The sequence below is a fragment of the Pseudomonas sp. HP_14 genome, from assembly GCF_055283875.1.
The window spans coordinates 237,129-253,749 of record NZ_JBTOQI010000022.1 but is presented as its reverse complement, the minus strand read 5'-3'; the positions used below and the strand labels follow the sequence as shown (position 1 = coordinate 253,749).

The following is a 16,621-nucleotide window of genomic DNA, read 5'->3' as shown; positions in this document are numbered from 1 at the left end:
CCTTAGCAATTCTGTTTAGCCGCGCGCGATAAGGGCTGCGTCAGCTTCGACCTTTTCGGCCGCTTTCTGGCGAATCAAGCGTTCCAGCTCATCCACCAGATTGTCATTGGTCAGCTTCTGTGCCGGCTTGCCGTCGATATAGATCAGATTCGGCGTACCGCCCGTCAGACCTACATGCGCCTCTTTGGCTTCACCAGGCCCGTTGACCACGCAACCGATGACCGCAACATCCAGCGGCACCAGCAAATCCTCAAGCCGCCCTTCCAGTTCGTTCATGGTCTTGACCACATCGAAGTTCTGCCGCGAGCAACTCGGGCAGGCGATGAAGTTGATCCCACGAGAACGAAGGCGAAGCGATTTAAGGATGTCGTAGCCGACTTTCACCTCTTCGACCGGATCAGCGGCCAGCGAGATGCGGATAGTATCGCCAATTCCTTCGGCGAGCAGCATACCTAGGCCAACTGCCGATTTCACCGTGCCTGAACGCAGACCACCCGCCTCGGTGATACCCAAGTGCAATGGCTGGACAATTTCCTTGGCCAGCAAGCGGTAGGCTTCGACGGCCATGAACACATCGGAAGCTTTGACACTGACCTTGAAGTCCTTGAAGTTCAGACGCTCGAGGTGCTCGACGTGGCGCAGCGCAGATTCTACAAGCGCCGCTGGCGTTGGCTCGCCGTACTTCTTTTGCAGATCTTTTTCCAGCGAACCAGCGTTGACGCCAATGCGAATCGGAATACCACGATCACGAGCGGCATCGACCACAGCCTTCACCCGGTCTTCGCGACCGATGTTGCCCGGGTTGATACGCAGGCAATCGACACCCAGTTCGGCGACCCGCAAGGCAATCCGGTAGTCGAAGTGAATGTCTGCAACCAGCGGGACCTTCACCAACTGCTTGATACGACCGAAAGCCTCAGCTGCGTCCATATCCGGTACCGAAACCCGGACGATGTCCACGCCAGCAGCTTCAAGACGATTGATTTGCGCAACCGTCGCAGCGACATCATTAGTGTCACTGTTAGTCATGCTCTGCACCGCGATAGGCGCATCGCCGCCTACCGGTACCGAGCCCACCCAGATTTTCCGGGATTCGCGACGCTTGATCGGAGATTCACCGTGCATGACTTATTGTCCCAGCTTCAGGCGAGCAGTTGCGCCAGTGGTGAACGGAGCCACATCGACTGACATGCCGTTGTAGCTGACCTGAGCGCCAGCTGCCGCCCCCAGGCGCACATTGAGAGGTGGCTTGCCATTCACGTCCAGAGTGTCGCCCTTGCGCTTCAAACCGCTGTACAGAACCTTGCCACCTGCGTCAGTGACCTGAGTCCAGCAATCAGCGATGAATGTGATGCTCAACTGGCCAGCACCGGCAACCGGAGCTTCAGTGGCGACTGCAGGAGCAGCCGGTGCAGAAGCAGCAACCGGAGCTGATGGCGCTGGAGCGGTCGCAGGCGCGCTGTGCGTCGGCGAAGCTGCAGGAGGCGTAGTCGACGACGGGGTTGCAGGCGTCTGAACCGGGGCCTGAGCAGGTGCCTGTGCTGGCGGCGTAGAAGGATTCAGGGCCAGAGGCGCCGAGTCGGACGTTTGCGCTTCAGCAACGGCCTGATCTTCAGGCTCGTCCAGCGGATGAATCTGGGTGGTGCCATCAGCGCTTTCAACTTCAACGTGCTCAAGGCTCAGACCTGCGTCCTTGCCACGCAAGGACGTCTGATCCTGCCACCAGAAGAAACCACCACCAACCAGCACAATCAGCAACAGCAGGCTGACGATTCGCAAAATATTGTGGGAAAGGCGCACCGGCTCTTCGATACGACCCAAGGCATGCACCGAACTGCCCGCGCTGTCTGTACCGGTGTACTGATCGAACTGGGTGACCAATGCGGCCTGATCCAGCTCCAGCACCTTGGCGTATGCGCGCACATAACCGCGGGCGAACGTATGACCCGGCAATTTTTCAAAGTGGCCAGCCTCGAGGTTACTCAACGAGGTTACGGTGAGATTCAGCCTCAGGGCGACGTCTGGCAGCGACCAGTTTTTACTCTCACGAGCCTGACGCAAGGTATCGCCAGGATTGACGCGAGTGGCTGCTACGACTTCGGGATGCACCGCTTTCATCATTGCTCCGACAGGTATTGCTGATATTCCGGCGTACCGGGATAGAGTCTTTTGAGTTGCAGGCCAAAACTGGCTGCCTTGTTGCGATCTTCGTAGATTTTTGCCAACCGCGTACCGAGCAATAGACTACGTGCATTTTGCTCGCTCAGTTGGCTAAACCGGTCGTAATAATCACGCGAGGGCACATAATGCCTGTCTTCGTAAGACAACTCAGCCATTTCCAGCAATGCGCGTGGCAATTGACGATCCATGCGCAAGGCTTTGGTGAAATGAGCAGCGGCAGCTTCGCGGTTACCCAGCATAACGGCAGTCATGCCCAGATTTTCGAATACCCGCGAACGCTCAGGATAAAGATTATCGGCGGCAGCTTGCTCAAAACGCTCATAAGCCTCTTTGTAGCGCTTCTGCTCGTAAAGAAAACTGCCGTAATTGTTGAGGATACGTGCGTCGCCCCGGCGCGAGGACAGCGCTTTCTGGAAATGCTGATCAGCCAGCTCGGGCTCCATCTCGACCTGGAAGACCAGAGCGAGTGCGGCATTGGCGTCCGCATCGGAACTGTCGAGCTCCAGCGCCTTTTTCAATGGCACCTTGGCCCGCTCAGTCTGCCCCTGTTGCAGATAGCCAATACCCAGCTGTACATAAGCCTGACGTGCAGCGTCGCGACCTTTGCTGGTGCTCATCGGATCGACATTACCCGTGGTCACGCAACCAGCCAGCGCGGTCAAAAAGCAGAGCAGCAAGGCGGCACGCACGGACATTGAGATTCTCTCGGCCAGGTTCGCGATCAGGTTCGAGTCGCGGCGCTTTGAGCCACACTCGCCTCGCTACTCAATTCACGTACGGCGATATAACGCTCGCTGCGGCGTGTTCGGTCCATGACCTGCCCTACCAACTGACCACACGCGGCATCGATATCTTCACCCCGAGTGGTGCGCACCGTGACGTTGTATCCAGCCTGATGCAGTTGGTCCTGGAAGCGACGAATCGCATTGTTGCTTGGACGCTCGTAACCAGAGTGCGGGAACGGGTTGAACGGGATCAGATTGATCTTGCAAGGCGTGTCCTTGAGCAACTCGATCATCTCAACGGCGTGCTCGACCTTGTCGTTGACGTCCTTGAGCAGGGTGTACTCAATGGTCAACACGCGCTTTTCACCCAGCGTCGCCATGTAGCGACGGCAGGATTCGAGGAGCATTTTCAACGGATACTTCTTGTTGATGGGTACCAACTGGTTACGCAACGCGTCGTTAGGCGCGTGCAGCGACAACGCCAGCGAAACATCAATGTGCTCAGCCAGCACGTCGATCATCGGTACCACGCCAGAGGTGGATAGAGTCACCCGGCGCTTGGAAATACCATACCCCAGGTCATCCATCATCAGATGCATGGCGGCAATGACATTATCGAAATTCAGCAGCGGCTCACCCATGCCCATCATCACCACATTGGTGATGGCACGGTCGACGGTAGCCGGGACGCTGCCAAAGGATTTGTTGGCAATCCACACCTGACCGATCACTTCGGCGGCGGTGAGGTTGCTGTTGAAGCCTTGTTTGCCGGTAGAGCAGAAACTGCAATCCAGCGCACAGCCCGCCTGGGACGAAACACACAAGGTGCCACGCTTGCCCTGAGGGATATAAACGGTTTCGACGCAGCTGCCGGACGCCACACGAACCACCCATTTACGGGTGCCATCGCTGGAGATGTCCTCGCTGACGACTTCAGGACCGCGAACCTCAGCACAGGCCTTGAGCTTTTCACGCAGGGCCTTGCTGACATTCGTCATGGCGTCGAAATCATCGACGCCAAAGTGGTGAATCCACTTCATGACCTGACCGGCACGGAAGCGCTTCTCCCCGATTGAATCGAAGAATTTTTCCATTTCCGGCTGGGTAAGACCCAACAGGTTTGTTTTGCCAGTCGTTGCAATCATGAATTCACCCTTCACTCGTTAGTCCAGGACTTAGCGAGCGGTTACCTCTGTAGCTGCGAAGAAGTACGAGATTTCGCGAGCAGCGGCTGCTTCGGAATCGGAGCCGTGAACAGCGTTGGCGTCGATGGAGTCAGCGAAGTCAGCACGGATGGTGCCAGCAGCAGCTTCTTTAGGGTTGGTAGCGCCCATCAGCTCACGGTTCAGAGCGATAGCGTTTTCGCCTTCCAGAACCTGAACAACAACAGGACCGGAGATCATGAAAGCAACCAGGTCGCCGAAGAAGCCACGAGCGCTGTGCTCAGCGTAGAAACCTTCAGCTTCAGCCTTGGACAGTTGCTTCAGCTTCGAAGCAACGACGCGCAGACCGGCTTTTTCAAAACGAGTGGTGATCTCGCCGATTACGTTCTTAGCAACGGCGTCAGGCTTGATGATGGAGAAAGTACGTTGAACAGCCATGGTGTAACTCCAGAAACGATGATTAAAGCGAAAAATTAAACCCGCGAATTATACGCGGGTTCTGGGGGATTTCCTAACTGCATAAGTAACAGAGCTTAGTCTGCTTCTTCGATCCACAAGCCCTGAATGGCTTCGAGGACCTTTTCACCGCCGCGGTCCGGGACATCATCGAACTCGGGCAGATTCATAACCAGATTGCGCAGCTTGACGAAATTCACCGACAGCGGATCGACATCCGGGTGTAACTCGGCAAGCTGGATCGCTATTTCCTGCACATCAACCCATTTAAGGCTCATGAGACTTCCTTGAATCAGTGCGGCGCTTCAGCCGCATGGTTAAGCGAATACTTCGGAATTTCAACGGTCAGGTCTTCATTTCCGACGACTGCCTGACAGGACAGGCGGGACTGAGCTTCCAGCCCCCAGGCCTTGTCCAGCATGTCTTCTTCCAGCTCGTCTGCTTCATTAAGAGAGCCAAAACCCTCGCGAATGACGCAATGACAGGTAGTGCAGGCGCAGACACCGCCGCAGGCGCTTTCAATCTCGATGTGATGCTCATGAGCAATTTCGAGGATGGAAGTGCCAGGCTCAACCTCCAGAACCAGCCCTTCCGGGCACAACACGGCATGGGGCAGAAAAATCAGCTGCGGCATCAGTTATTCCTCAATGTCATTCAGGTTGCGCCCCGCCAGAGCGGCTTTTACCGTCACGTTCATGCGGCGGGCAGCAAAAGCATCAGTCACCTGCGACAGACGCTTGGTCTGCTGCTCAATGGCCGGGCCATCGGTGCCTTGCATCAATTCGCGTAATTCCTGCAACTGCAGGTCGATCACCATGCGCTCTTCCGCATCCAGCAAGCGCTCGCCATCAACCTCAAGGGCTGCCTCTACAGCCTCCACAAGACGCTGAGCATCAACCTGCTGCTCGCGCAAAACGCGGGCGACCTTATCATCACTGGCGTACTCGAAGGAGTCCTTGAGCATCCGGGAAATTTCGCCATCAGTCAGCCCATAGGAGGGCTTGACCTGAATGCTCGACTCAACACCCGAACCCAGCTCACGAGCCGCGACACTGAGCAGACCATCGGCATCGACCTGGAAAGTAACGCGAATTTTCGCTGCTCCAGCGACCATGGAAGGAATACCACGCAGTTCGAAGCGCGCCAGCGAGCGGCAGTCACTGATCAATTCACGCTCACCTTGCAGCACGTGAATCATCATGGCCGACTGACCATCTTTGTAAGTGGTGAAATCCTGAGCGCGCGCCACCGGGATGGTCGTGTTACGCGGAATGACCTTCTCCATCAGGCCACCCATGGTTTCCAGCCCCAGCGAGAGCGGAATCACATCAAGCAGCAGCAGCTCTTCGCCGTCGCGCTTGTTGCCAGCCAGCGTATCTGCCTGGATCGCCGCACCAATGGCGACCACTTGATCCGGATCGATCTCCGTCAACGGCTGGCGATCGAACAATTCAGCTACGGCACCGCGCACACGCGGCACACGAGTAGAACCGCCAACCATCACCACCGCTTCAACTTCATCCAGTTCGATGCCCGCATCACGCACGGCACGGCGGCAAGACTTGAGGCTGCGCGCCACCATCGGCTCGATCATCGCCTCGAAGGCGTCACGCGTCAGGGTGCTTTTCCAGTCGCCATATTCGACGGCGACCGAACTGTCAGTGGTCAGCGCCTCTTTCGCAGCACAAGCCGCCCGCAAAAGGCTGCGCTGCGCAGCGGGGTCGATGTCGGCAGACAAACCTGTTTCGCCAATGATCCAGCTGGCAATAGCGTGATCGAAGTCATCGCCACCCAACGCGGTATCACCGCCGGTTGCCAGAACCTCGAACACGCCGCCAGTGAGACGCAAAATAGAGATGTCGAACGTACCGCCGCCAAGGTCATAAATCGCAACAACGCCCTGGGCGCTTTGATCCAGACCATAAGCCACGGCCGCAGCGGTCGGCTCATTGAGCAGGCGCAATACGTTAAGACCCGCTAATTTGGCGGCGTCTTTGGTGGCCTGACGCTGAGCGTCGTCGAAATACGCCGGAACAGTGATCACCGCCCCAACCAGATCACCACCCAATGCCTGCTCAGCACGCTGACGCAGAACTTTGAGAATATCGGCGGAGACTTCTACCGGGCTTTTCGGCCCCTGTACAGTCTCAATGAACGGCATATGCGACTCGCCGCCTACAAAGCGGTAAGGCAACTGCTCGCCCAATTGCTTGACGTCGGAAAGACCACGACCCATCAAGCGCTTGACCGACAGTACGGTGTTGAATGGATCTGTCGAGGCGGCGGCTTTTGCAGCCAGCCCCACCTCGACGCGATCGGCATGGTAGCGCACAGCAGAGGGCAGAATGACCTGCCCTTCTGCATCAGCCAGCGGTTCGGAGAGGCCACTGCGCAACGCAGCGACCAGCGAATTGGTTGTGCCCAGGTCAATACCCACGGCCAGACGGCGCTGGTGAGGTTGAGGACTTTGACCGGGTTCGGCGATCTGCAGTAGAGCCATGCTTTATCAGAATTTCACAGGCGCGCTGCCAGAAGCAGCACGGAGTTAATCGTCGAGGCGCTCTTCAAGCTGGCGCACTTCGTAAGAGAGCTTGTCGAGGAACTGCATACGTCGCATCAGGCGCTCGGCCTGCTCGCGCTGCGCAGCATCATCCCAACAGGCAGCGAAGCTTTCGTTCAGTTCGTCCTGAGCAACCTTGAGGCGCTGCTTGAAAACAGCTACCCCGGCCAGATCCGCTTCGTCCTGCAGATCCTCAAGCTCTTCGCGCCATTGCATCTGCTGCAGAAGAAAATCGGGATCGTGGACAGTGACTTCAAGCGGAACCTCGTCACCGCGCATCGCCAACAGATAGCGTGCCCGCTTCGGAGCGCTCTTGAGCGTCTGATAGGCTTCGTTGAGGCTGGCGGAGTGTTCAAGTGCCAAGCGCTGCTCGCGCTCGGAGGCGTCCGCAAAGCGATCAGGATGAACCCCGCGAGCAAGCTCGCGGTAACGGCTCGCCAACTGATCGAGATCGAGGCGAAAGCTCGGCTTGAGCTCGAAAAGAGCGAAATGACAAGGAGTACCCACAATAAGCCTCAGACGTTGAAGCTTTCGCCGCAGCCACATTCACCGCGCGAGTTGGGGTTGTTGAACTTGAAGCCTTCGTTCAACCCTTCCTTGACGAAATCGAGCTCGGTGCCATCGAGGTAGACCAGGCTTTTCGGGTCAATGATCACCTTGACGCCGTGCAATTCGAACACGGAATCTTCGCTTTGCGCCTCATCGACGAACTCAAGCACGTAGGCGAGACCTGAACAGCCTGTGGTGCGAACACCTAGACGAACGCCATCACCTTTGCCACGCCCGTCAAGGGAGCGTCGTACGTGATTTGCGGCAGCTTCTGTCATGCTGATAGCCATCGGAACTCCTTATTACTTCACACCAGCTTCTTTAAAAAACGCTGCTATTACAGCAGGCCTTTCTTCTGCTTGTAGTCACGAACAGCCGCCTTGATGGCGTCTTCAGCAAGTACCGAGCAGTGAATTTTCACCGGAGGCAAAGCCAGTTCTTCGGCCAACTGAGTGTTTTTGATGGTCTCTGCTTCATCCAGAGTCTTGCCTTTCATCCACTCGGTTGCCAGAGAGCTGGAAGCGATAGCCGAACCGCAGCCATAAGTCTTGAACTTGGCGTCTTCAATGACACCCTGCTCGTTGACCTTGATCTGCAGACGCATGACGTCGCCGCAAGCGGGGGCGCCGACCATGCCGGTGCCAACATCGGGGTCTTCCGCGTTCATCTTGCCGACGTTGCGCGGGTTTTCGTAGTGGTCAATGACCTTTTCGCTGTAAGCCATGATGCTATTCCTCTATCAGGGAGCCGCTCTGCAAGCCATGCAACTACAGGTTAAACATGGCCTGTCGGTAAGGCGGCTTTAAATTAGTGCGCCGCCCACTCGATCTTGGAAATGTCGACGCCGTCTTTGTACATGTCCCATAGCGGCGAAAGTGCACGCAGCTTGGTGACCGCTTCGCAAACTTTCTGCGCGGCGTAATCGATTTCTTCTTCGGTGCTGAAACGGCCGAAGGTGAAACGTATCGAGCTGTGTGCCAGTTCGTCATTACGACCAAGGGCGCGCAGCACATAAGACGGTTCAAGCGACGCGGAGGTGCAAGCAGAACCTGACGATACAGCCAGATCCTTGAGCGCCATGATCAGCGACTCGCCTTCGACGTAGTTGAAGCTCAGGTTCAGGTTGTGTGGCACACGAGCAGTCAGGCTGCCGTTGACGTACAGCTCTTCCAGATGCTCAACCTGCTTGTAGAAACGATCGCTCAGGGCTTTGACACGCACGTTTTCTGCGGCCATTTCTTCCTTGGCGATACGGAATGCTTCACCCATGCCGACGATCTGGTGCGTCGCGAGGGTACCGGAACGCATACCACGCTCGTGACCGCCACCGTGCATGGCCGCTTCGATGCGAACACGCGGCTTGCGGCTGACGTACAGCGCGCCGATACCTTTAGGGCCATAGGTCTTGTGTGCAGAGAACGACATTAGGTCAACCTTGAGGTTGGCCAGATCGATCTCGACCTTACCGGTGGACTGCGCAGCATCGACATGGAACAACACGCCGCGGGAACGGGTCAGCTCACCGATGGCGGCGATGTCGTTCACGGTGCCAATCTCGTTGTTCACGTGCATCACCGACACCAGGATGGTGTCGTCGCGCAGTGCAGCTTCTACCAGTGCCGGAGTAATCAGGCCATCTTCCCCTGGCTCGATGTAGGTAACTTCAAAACCTTCACGCTCAAGCTGACGCGTGGTGTCGAGCACCGCTTTGTGCTCGATCTTGTTGGTGATGATGTGCTTGCCTTTGCTGGCGTAGAAGTGCGCGACACCCTTGATTGCCAGGTTGTCGGACTCGGTAGCACCCGAGGTCCAGACGATTTCACGCGGATCAGCGTTAACCAGATCGGCGACCTGACGACGAGCATTCTCGACCGACTCCTCAGCTTTCCAGCCGAAGACGTGGGAGCGCGATGCCGGGTTACCGAAGTTTCCGTCAGCGGTCAGGCACTCAATCATTTTCTGAGCGACACGCGGATCGACCGGGGTCGTCGCGGAGTAATCAAGGTAAATCGGCAACTTCATTGAATCTCTCCTATCAGGCAGGCGCACCGCTGATTCATCTACGCTCATTCAACGGCGGACGTTTCAATCTTATCCAGGTACTGGGTCTTGGCGCTGGTGCGACGCAGATCCTGGCGCTGGGCAACTTCTTGTACCTCACGGCGAGTGACAAGGTCGGCCAGACTGATACCGCTTAGAAATTCGTGAATCTGCTCACTGAGGTCACACCACAAATGGTGAGTCAGGCAGGTATCACCGGCATGGCAATCACCCAACCCCTGGCAACGCGTTGCATCGACAGACTCGTTGACCGCATCGACAACCTGAGCAACCTTGATGCCGTGCATATCACGGGACAACTGGTAACCGCCGCCTGGACCACGAACACTGGAAACCAGATTGCCACGGCGCAGCTTGGCAAACAGCTGCTCAAGGTAAGACAGGGAAATACCCTGGCGCTCGGAAATATCGGCCAGAGACACTGGCCCGTTCTGCGCATGTAACGCCAGGTCAAGCATGGCAGTTACCGCGTATCGGCCTTTAGTTGTCAGTCGCATGGCGTGTACCGCAGAGGTTCGGAATAGGGGCGAGTATGCTATTCCCGAGTATTTAAGTCAACTATAAGACCTAGCAAAACAGTCGGGATTAAGCACAAAAGAGCGGCCGCATCATAGCAAACACTAGGGCGCATGACACGCCCCGGATTCAAGGCGCATCAGCCGACCTTGCTTTCGCTCTTGTCCTTTACGCAGTCAAAGACCTCATCGCGCAACTCGGGCAGCTCTTTGGCGCAATAGTCGCTGCCCAGGCCTTTAAGGGCTTCGCACATCCCCTCCAGACGACCATCCACAGCCTGCAGGTGATCCAGCAATTGACCGATCGCACGGGCAACCGGGTCCGGCATGTCTTCGCTAACCCCATAGGCATCGAAACCCAGCTTCTCGGCGATTGCCTTGCGCTTGGCTTCCACGTCATCACTGGACTTGATAATGATCCGCCCCGGAATACCCACCGCAGTAGCCCCTGCAGGCACAGCCTTGGTCACCACCGCATTGGAGCCGATCTTCGCCCCGGCACCCACCGTAAACGGCCCAAGCACCTTGGCACCCGCTCCCACCACCACACCATCTTCAAGCGTTGGATGGCGCTTGCCGGCATTCCAGCTGGTACCACCGAGCGTCACACCCTGATAAAGCGTGACGTCATTGCCGATTTCAGCCGTCTCGCCAATCACAATGCCCATGCCGTGATCGATGAAGAAGCGCCGACCCACTTTGGCGCCCGGATGGATTTCGATCCCGGTCATCCAGCGACCAAAGTTGGAAACCACGCGCGCAGGCCACTTCCAGCCATTGCGCCACAGGATGTGTGCCAGCCGGTGCAACCAGATGGCATGCATGCCGGGGTAGCAGGTCAGCACCTCGAAGGAGTTCCGTGCAGCAGGATCACGATGAAACACACTCTGAATATCTTCTCGCAGACGCTCGAACATCATTGTTCCTTCCGCTTATAAGGTTCGCCACGTGCAGCCTTCTGGGTTTCAGTAAGGATGCCGCGCAAAATACTGATCTCGGAACGGTTCACCTCGCTGCGCCCATACAGACGACGCAGACGAGCCATCAAATGGCGAGGTTTTTCCGGATCGAGAAAGCCGATAGCCACCAGCGTTGACTCAAGATGACCATAGAAGCCTTCCATCTCATCCATGGTTGCCAGATCAGCACTGCGCACCGAGGTCACTTCGACTTTCTCTACCTTGGTGGGCTGCCCCTGCGCAGCCAGCCACGACATGCGTACCTCGTAACTGAGGACTTGCACCGCTGCAGCGAGATTCAGCGAACTGAACTCGGGATCAGATGGGATATGCACGTGATAATGGCATCGCTGCAATTCCTCGTTGGTCAGGCCTGCGTACTCGCGACCGAACACCAACGCAACCTCTGCACCCTGCCCCGCCTGCTCGGCAGCCAACACACCGGACTCACGCGGATCAAGCAGCGGCCACGGGATGCGGCGGTCACGAGCACTGGTACCCAATACCAGATTGCACCCCACCAAGGCATCTTCAAGGGTCGCAACCACTTGGGCCTTTTCCAGAATATCGCCAGCGCCGGAAGCACGAGCATCAGCTTCATGGTGAGGGAAAAACTGCGGATCAACGAGCACCAGGCGCGAAAGCCCCATGTTTTTCATGGCACGAGCAGCCCCACCGATATTACCGGGGTGACTGGTACCGACCAGGACAACACGAATGTTTTGCAGCAAGGCGAGTGCTCACAGATAAGTAGGAGGGGGTGAAATCTTACAGAACCACCGTAGTGAACGCTATGAACGGTTGCGGTACCGTATGGAGAGCCTTTGTGGGAGCGGCCCAAGATAGAATCTCCCACAGTTCATGTACGCACTATTATCAACACACGCAGCGCTGGAAAAATTCCGACACAGCCAATACAATGTTCGGCTTTCTTTAACGACCTAGGTGAAACGTCCATGCAGCCCATGCTGAATATCGCGCTGCGCGCCGCCCGCAGCGCCAGCGAATTGATCTTCCGCTCCATCGAGCGCCTGGATACCATCAAGGTCGATGAAAAAGGTGCGAAGGATTACGTCAGCGAAATCGATCGTGCCGCCGAGCAGCTGATCATCACCGCCCTGCGCAAAGCCTATCCGACTCACGGCATTCTCGGCGAAGAAACCGGCATGCACGAAGGCAGCGGCGAAGGCGCCGACTACCTGTGGATCATCGATCCACTGGACGGCACCACCAACTTCCTCCGCGGCATCCCGCACTTCGCAGTCAGCATCGCCTGCAAACATAAAGGCCGCCTGGCTCACGCAGTGGTTCTGGATCCGGTTCGCCAGGAAGAGTTCACCGCCAGCGCAGGTAACGGCGCGCAACTTAACGGTCGCCGCATGCGCGTCAGCCCGCGCACCAGCCTTGATGGCGCCTTGCTCGGCACCGGCTTCCCGTTCCGCGACAACCAGATGGACAACCTGGAAAACTACCTGGGCATGTTCCGCAGCCTGGTAGGCCAGACCGCAGGCATCCGTCGCGCAGGCGCTGCCAGCCTGGACCTGGCTTATGTAGCAGCGGGTCGTTTCGACGCGTTCTGGGAATCAGGCCTGTCCGAATGGGACATGGCTGCAGGCGCACTGCTGATTCAAGAAGCAGGCGGCCTGGTCAGCGACTTCACAGGCGGTCACGACTTCCTGGAGAAAGGCCACATCGTTGCCGGTAACACCAAGTGCTTCAAAGCTGTTCTGACCTCCATCGCGCCGCACCTGCCGGCCACGATGAAGCGCTAAGTCTCAGCCCATAAAAAAACCGGCCTGGCGCCGGTTTTTTTGTGCCTGCTACTTTCAGACCTACAGAAATAGAAAAAGCACCCGAAGGTGCTTTTTCTCATCTACACAGACTCAAAACTTATTGCTGGTTTTGACCCAGAATCAGCTGACCTTCCTTGTTGACCGGAATCTGGCCACCCGGATCACGATCCATACGCACCTGACCCACCTTGTCATTCAGCTTGTACTTCACGTCATAACCCACGACCTTGTCGCTGATGTCATTGACCGTGTTGCAGCGAGTTTCGGTGGTGGTGTAAGTGTCGCGGTTCTGCATACCTTCCTGAACCTTGTTGCCGGCATAACCGCCGCCAACAGCGCCTGCTACGGTGGCGATCTTCTTGCCGTTGCCGCCGCCTACCTGGTTACCCAGCAAGCCACCCGCAACAGCGCCGATCACACTGCCCACAATCTGGTGCTCATCCTTGACCGGAGCACGCTTGGTTACGGTTACATCTTTGCAAACTTCACGCGGCGTTTTTATTTGCTGTTTAACCGGCTCGACTGCCAGTACATCCGCATATTCCGGGCCGCTTTTAACGAGGCTGTAGGTGGCAACAGCACCGCCAGCCGTAACAACGGCAGCGCCCAGCACAGCACCAACAAGCAACGATTTGTTCACGTGAACCTCCTGACCATCTCAAACGTAGTTTTCCTACGCAGTACTTGGGATCGTCACCGTTTCAGCGTAAGCGTCGGCAATCCACGAACCCAAGCCTTGGAGCACAAAAAAGGGCATGAGTTCAAAACTCATGCCCTTTTGGTATCACTCTCGGGAAGCGCAGCGATCAGGGAAGATCGTCAGCCTTCTCGGCGACTACAGGAGGAATGAGATCCTCTGTCGTCAGGTTCAGCCAGATCAGCACCACGTTCGCGATATAGATGGAGGAGTAAGTACCCGCCACTACACCGACGAACAGCGCGATGGAGAAACCTTCAAGGTTGTCACCACCAAACACCCACAATGCCGCAATCGCCAGCAAGGTCGACACCGATGTTGCAACGGTACGCAGCAGCGTCTGAGTCGTGGAGATGTTGATGTTTTCGATCAACGATGCCTTGCGCAGCAAACGGAAGTTTTCCCGCACACGGTCAAACACCACAATGGTGTCGTTGAGCGAGTAGCCGATGATGGCGAGCACTGCCGCTAGCACCGTCAGGTCGAAGGTAATCTGGAAGAACGACAGGATACCCATCGTCACAACCACGTCGTGGATCAGGGAGATGATCGCACCCACCGCGAACTTCCACTGAAAGCGGAAGGCCAGGTAGATCAATACACCACCCAGCGCCAGCAGCATGCCCAGGCCACCCTGGTCACGCAGCTCTTCACCAACCTGCGGCCCTACGAACTCTACACGCTTCACGGTAGCCGGGTTGTCGCCACCTGCTTTACGCAGCGCATCGGCAACCTGAGAACCCAACTGCGGATCTTCACCGGGCATACGCACCAGCAGATCGGTAGTAGCGCCGAAGTTTTGCACCACAGCATCGTGGTAACCGGAGCTGACCAGTTCCTCACGAACCTTGCCCAGATCGGCAGGACGCTCGTAAGTCAGCTCGATCAGCGTACCGCCGGTGAAATCCAGACCATAGTTGAGCCCCTTGTGGAACCAGCTGAACAACGCCAGAACGGTAAGGAGCATCGTGACGGCGAACGCAACATTGCGCACGCCCATGAAGTTAATGGTACGTAACATGGCAGCCCCTTAAATCCACAACTTCTTGAAGTCACGCCCGCCATAGATCAGGTTGACCATTGCGCGGGTCACCATGATGGCCGTGAACATCGAGGTAAAGATCCCGAGCGACATGGTCACCGCAAAACCCTTCACCGGGCCGGTGCCCATTGCGAAGAGAATGCCGCCGACCAGCAGCGTCGTCAGGTTGGCGTCGAGGATCGCGGTATAAGCGCGGTCGAAACCTTCATGGATCGCACGCTGAACGGTCATGCCGTTGGCGATTTCCTCACGTATCCGCGAGAAAATCAGCACGTTGGCGTCAACCGCCATACCCATCGTCAAGACGATACCGGCAATACCCGGCAAGGTCAGCGTCGCACTCAGCAACGACATCAACGCCAGCAGCATGACCATGTTCAGCGCCAGAGCGACTGTCGCGATCAAGCCGAAGAAGCGATAGATCGCCATGATGAACAGCGAAACGAACAGCATGCCCCACAGGGAAGCGTCGATACCCTTGGTGATGTTGTCTGCACCCAGGCTCGGACCGATTGTGCGCTCTTCAGCGAAGTACATCGGCGCAGCCAGACCACCGGCACGCAGCAACAGCGCCAGCTCGGAAGACTCACCCTGACCATTCAGGCCGGTAATCCGGAACTGAGCGCCCAGTGGCGACTGGATGGTCGCCAGACTGATGATCTTCTTTTCTTCCTTGAAGGTCTGAACCGGCACGTCTTTCTCGACGCCGTTGACAGTCTGCTTGGTGTAGGTAGTGGTCGGCTTCTGCTCGATGAAGATCACCGCCATGCTACGCCCCACGTTGCTGCGGGTCGCACGGCTCATCAACTCGCCACCGTGACCGTCCAAGGTGATGTTCACCTGTGGACGACCGTGCTCGTCAAAGCTGGCCTTGGCGTCAGTGACCTGGTCACCCGTGATGATCAGACCACGCTCCACCGGTGCTGCCGGACGACCGCCTTCGCGGAACTCGAACATTTCGGTGGTGGCTTTCGAATCATCAGGGCCTGCGCCCAGACGGAACTCAAGGTTGGCAGTCTTGCCCAGAATACGCTTGGCTTCAGCGGTATCCTGCACGCCCGGCAGCTCAACCACGATACGGTTGGCACCCTGACGCTGAACCAGAGGCTCGGCAACACCCAACTCGTTGACACGGTTACGGACCGTGGTCAGGTTTTGCTTGATGGAGTAATCGCGGATCTCGTTGATCTTCGCCGGGGTCATTGCCAGACGCAGCACAGGAATGCCGTTCAGCTCAGCCGGGGTGATTTCGAAATCGGTGAAATTCTTGCGAACCAGAGCGCGGGCTTCTTCACGGGCAGCGTCATCGCTGAAACCCAGTTGAATTGCGCCACCCAGTTGCGGCAGGCTGCGATAACGCACCTTTTCCTTGCGCAACAGGCTTTTGACTTCGCCTTCATAAACTTTAAGACGCGCATCCAGGGCCTTGTCCATGTCAACTTCCAACAGGAAGTGCACACCACCGGACAAGTCCAGACCCATCTTCATCGGAGTTGCGCCCACATTGCGCAACCAGTTCGGAGTAGTCGGGGCCAGGTTTAGTGCAACGACATAGTCATCGCCCAACGCCTTGCGCACAACATCCTTGGCTGGCAGTTGGTCTTCCTGCTTGCTCAGACGCAACAAACCGCCTTTGCCATTCTCGGCCAGCGAAGAGGCCTTGACCGCGATTCCGGAATCAACAAGCGCTTTGCTCGCCCGTTCCAGATCAGCCTGACCCACCTGCAGCGCAGTGCTTGCGCCGCTGATCTGGATCGCTGGATCGTCAGGGTAGAGATTGGGTGCGGAATAAATAAAACCGATCACCAGCACCGCCAGGATCAGTACGTATTTCCACAGAGGGTATTTGTTCAGCATCACGCCGCCCGCTTATAACGCGGGGCGCCTTGCGCGCCCCGTCGATTGGTAAAAGTCTGAATC

Annotated in this window: 19 protein-coding genes; 1 reads left to right on the top strand and 18 read right to left on the bottom strand. The window is 57.0% G+C overall.

The window, feature by feature from the left end; genetic code table 11:
• Positions 1-15: 15 nt before the first annotated feature.
• The 15 genes from ispG to trmJ form a co-directional block, all read right to left on the bottom strand.
• Complete coding sequence (gene ispG, locus ACYASS_RS15885; protein ID WP_122665298.1) at positions 16-1,125, bottom strand: flavodoxin-dependent (E)-4-hydroxy-3-methylbut-2-enyl-diphosphate synthase; 1,110 nt, start codon at positions 1,123-1,125, stop codon at positions 16-18.
• Between the two features lie 3 nt (positions 1,126-1,128).
• Positions 1,129-2,118, bottom strand: a complete 990-nt coding sequence (locus tag ACYASS_RS15880; RefSeq protein WP_463586821.1) for a RodZ domain-containing protein — start codon at positions 2,116-2,118, stop codon at positions 1,129-1,131.
• Complete coding sequence (pilW, locus tag ACYASS_RS15875) at positions 2,118-2,876, bottom strand: type IV pilus biogenesis/stability protein PilW (protein ID WP_243246116.1); 759 nt, start codon at positions 2,874-2,876, stop codon at positions 2,118-2,120. The genes ACYASS_RS15880 and pilW overlap by 1 nt, the downstream gene beginning before the upstream one ends.
• Before the next feature lie 26 nt (positions 2,877-2,902).
• Complete coding sequence (gene rlmN / locus ACYASS_RS15870) at positions 2,903-4,051, bottom strand: dual-specificity RNA methyltransferase RlmN (RefSeq protein ID WP_463586820.1); 1,149 nt, start codon at positions 4,049-4,051, stop codon at positions 2,903-2,905.
• Between the two features lie 30 nt (positions 4,052-4,081).
• Positions 4,082-4,507 (bottom strand): nucleoside-diphosphate kinase, encoded by a 426-nt coding sequence (gene ndk / locus ACYASS_RS15865; RefSeq protein WP_002552482.1) that lies wholly within the window; start codon positions 4,505-4,507, stop codon positions 4,082-4,084.
• Positions 4,508-4,602: 95 nt separating this feature from the next.
• Positions 4,603-4,803, bottom strand: coding sequence for a Fe-S cluster assembly protein IscX (iscX, locus tag ACYASS_RS15860; protein ID WP_463586819.1), 201 nt, complete (start codon positions 4,801-4,803; stop codon positions 4,603-4,605).
• Positions 4,804-4,817: 14 nt separating this feature from the next.
• Positions 4,818-5,159: an ISC system 2Fe-2S type ferredoxin gene (gene fdx / locus ACYASS_RS15855; protein ID WP_122665302.1), complete on the bottom strand. Its 342-nt coding sequence runs from the start codon at positions 5,157-5,159 to the stop codon at positions 4,818-4,820.
• A gap of 3 nt (positions 5,160-5,162) precedes the next feature.
• Entirely contained in the window at positions 5,163-7,025 is a 1,863-nt protein-coding gene (hscA, locus tag ACYASS_RS15850; RefSeq protein WP_463586818.1) for a Fe-S protein assembly chaperone HscA, read from the bottom strand.
• A 45-nt stretch (positions 7,026-7,070) separates the two neighbouring features.
• Entirely contained in the window at positions 7,071-7,592 is a 522-nt protein-coding gene (gene hscB, locus ACYASS_RS15845) for a co-chaperone HscB (RefSeq protein WP_463586817.1), read from the bottom strand.
• Positions 7,593-7,600: 8 nt separating this feature from the next.
• Positions 7,601-7,924, bottom strand: a complete 324-nt coding sequence (gene iscA, locus ACYASS_RS15840) for an iron-sulfur cluster assembly protein IscA (RefSeq protein ID WP_087264568.1) — start codon at positions 7,922-7,924, stop codon at positions 7,601-7,603.
• 47 nt (positions 7,925-7,971) lie between these two features.
• On the bottom strand, positions 7,972-8,358 hold the full coding sequence (gene iscU / locus ACYASS_RS15835) for a Fe-S cluster assembly scaffold IscU (RefSeq protein ID WP_002552476.1): 387 nt from the start codon (positions 8,356-8,358) through the stop codon (positions 7,972-7,974).
• Positions 8,359-8,441: 83 nt separating this feature from the next.
• Complete coding sequence (locus ACYASS_RS15830; protein WP_122665306.1) at positions 8,442-9,656, bottom strand: IscS subfamily cysteine desulfurase; 1,215 nt, start codon at positions 9,654-9,656, stop codon at positions 8,442-8,444.
• Positions 9,657-9,700: 44 nt separating this feature from the next.
• Positions 9,701-10,192 carry a Fe-S cluster assembly transcriptional regulator IscR gene (iscR, locus tag ACYASS_RS15825; RefSeq protein ID WP_122665307.1) on the bottom strand — a complete coding sequence of 164 codons (492 nt, stop codon included), beginning with the start codon at positions 10,190-10,192 and terminating at the stop codon, positions 9,701-9,703.
• A gap of 158 nt (positions 10,193-10,350) precedes the next feature.
• Entirely contained in the window at positions 10,351-11,127 is a 777-nt protein-coding gene (cysE, locus tag ACYASS_RS15820) for a serine O-acetyltransferase (RefSeq protein ID WP_122665308.1), read from the bottom strand.
• On the bottom strand, positions 11,127-11,900 hold the full coding sequence (gene trmJ / locus ACYASS_RS15815; protein WP_243246123.1) for a tRNA (cytosine(32)/uridine(32)-2'-O)-methyltransferase TrmJ: 774 nt from the start codon (positions 11,898-11,900) through the stop codon (positions 11,127-11,129). Before trmJ ends, cysE begins: the two co-directional genes overlap by 1 nt.
• A gap of 225 nt (positions 11,901-12,125) precedes the next feature.
• On the opposite strand from trmJ, the gene suhB reads away from it, so the two are divergent.
• Positions 12,126-12,941 (top strand): type III secretion system regulator SuhB, encoded by an 816-nt coding sequence (gene suhB / locus ACYASS_RS15810; protein ID WP_122665310.1) that lies wholly within the window; start codon positions 12,126-12,128, stop codon positions 12,939-12,941.
• 118 nt (positions 12,942-13,059) lie between these two features.
• On the opposite strand, the gene ACYASS_RS15805 is transcribed toward suhB, so the two are convergent.
• From ACYASS_RS15805 to secD, 3 genes are all read right to left on the bottom strand, one after another.
• A complete protein-coding gene (locus tag ACYASS_RS15805; RefSeq protein ID WP_027899883.1) occupies positions 13,060-13,602 on the bottom strand; it encodes a glycine zipper 2TM domain-containing protein in 543 nt (180 codons plus the stop codon).
• A gap of 166 nt (positions 13,603-13,768) precedes the next feature.
• A complete protein-coding gene (secF, locus tag ACYASS_RS15800; RefSeq protein WP_122665311.1) occupies positions 13,769-14,680 on the bottom strand; it encodes a protein translocase subunit SecF in 912 nt (303 codons plus the stop codon).
• A gap of 9 nt (positions 14,681-14,689) precedes the next feature.
• A complete protein-coding gene (secD, locus tag ACYASS_RS15795; protein ID WP_463586816.1) occupies positions 14,690-16,558 on the bottom strand; it encodes a protein translocase subunit SecD in 1,869 nt (622 codons plus the stop codon).
• Positions 16,559-16,621 lie beyond the last annotated feature (63 nt).

What these genes read in the sequence shown, in the direction of transcription:
- pilW (WP_243246116.1), bottom strand. Translation starts at nt 2,876, where the DNA reads ATGTCCGTGCGTGCCGCCTTGCTGCTCTGCTTTTTGACCGCGCTGGCT.
- secF (WP_122665311.1), bottom strand. Translation starts at nt 14,680, where the DNA reads ATGTTACGTACCATTAACTTCATGGGCGTGCGCAATGTTGCGTTCGCC.
- iscA (WP_087264568.1), bottom strand. Translation starts at nt 7,924, where the DNA reads ATGGCTATCAGCATGACAGAAGCTGCCGCAAATCACGTACGACGCTCC.
- ACYASS_RS15880 (WP_463586821.1), bottom strand. Translation starts at nt 2,118, where the DNA reads ATGAAAGCGGTGCATCCCGAAGTCGTAGCAGCCACTCGCGTCAATCCT.
- fdx (WP_122665302.1), bottom strand. Translation starts at nt 5,159, where the DNA reads ATGCCGCAGCTGATTTTTCTGCCCCATGCCGTGTTGTGCCCGGAAGGG.
- cysE (WP_122665308.1), bottom strand. Translation starts at nt 11,127, where the DNA reads ATGTTCGAGCGTCTGCGAGAAGATATTCAGAGTGTGTTTCATCGTGAT.
- iscR (WP_122665307.1), bottom strand. Translation starts at nt 10,192, where the DNA reads ATGCGACTGACAACTAAAGGCCGATACGCGGTAACTGCCATGCTTGAC.
- rlmN (WP_463586820.1), bottom strand. Translation starts at nt 4,051, where the DNA reads ATGATTGCAACGACTGGCAAAACAAACCTGTTGGGTCTTACCCAGCCG.
- iscU (WP_002552476.1), bottom strand. Translation starts at nt 8,358, where the DNA reads ATGGCTTACAGCGAAAAGGTCATTGACCACTACGAAAACCCGCGCAAC.
- ndk (WP_002552482.1), bottom strand. Translation starts at nt 4,507, where the DNA reads ATGGCTGTTCAACGTACTTTCTCCATCATCAAGCCTGACGCCGTTGCT.
- ispG (WP_122665298.1), bottom strand. Translation starts at nt 1,125, where the DNA reads ATGCACGGTGAATCTCCGATCAAGCGTCGCGAATCCCGGAAAATCTGG.
- ACYASS_RS15830 (WP_122665306.1), bottom strand. Translation starts at nt 9,656, where the DNA reads ATGAAGTTGCCGATTTACCTTGATTACTCCGCGACGACCCCGGTCGAT.
- suhB (WP_122665310.1), top strand. Translation starts at nt 12,126, where the DNA reads ATGCAGCCCATGCTGAATATCGCGCTGCGCGCCGCCCGCAGCGCCAGC.
- hscA (WP_463586818.1), bottom strand. Translation starts at nt 7,025, where the DNA reads ATGGCTCTACTGCAGATCGCCGAACCCGGTCAAAGTCCTCAACCTCAC.
- iscX (WP_463586819.1), bottom strand. Translation starts at nt 4,803, where the DNA reads ATGAGCCTTAAATGGGTTGATGTGCAGGAAATAGCGATCCAGCTTGCC.
- secD (WP_463586816.1), bottom strand. Translation starts at nt 16,558, where the DNA reads ATGCTGAACAAATACCCTCTGTGGAAATACGTACTGATCCTGGCGGTG.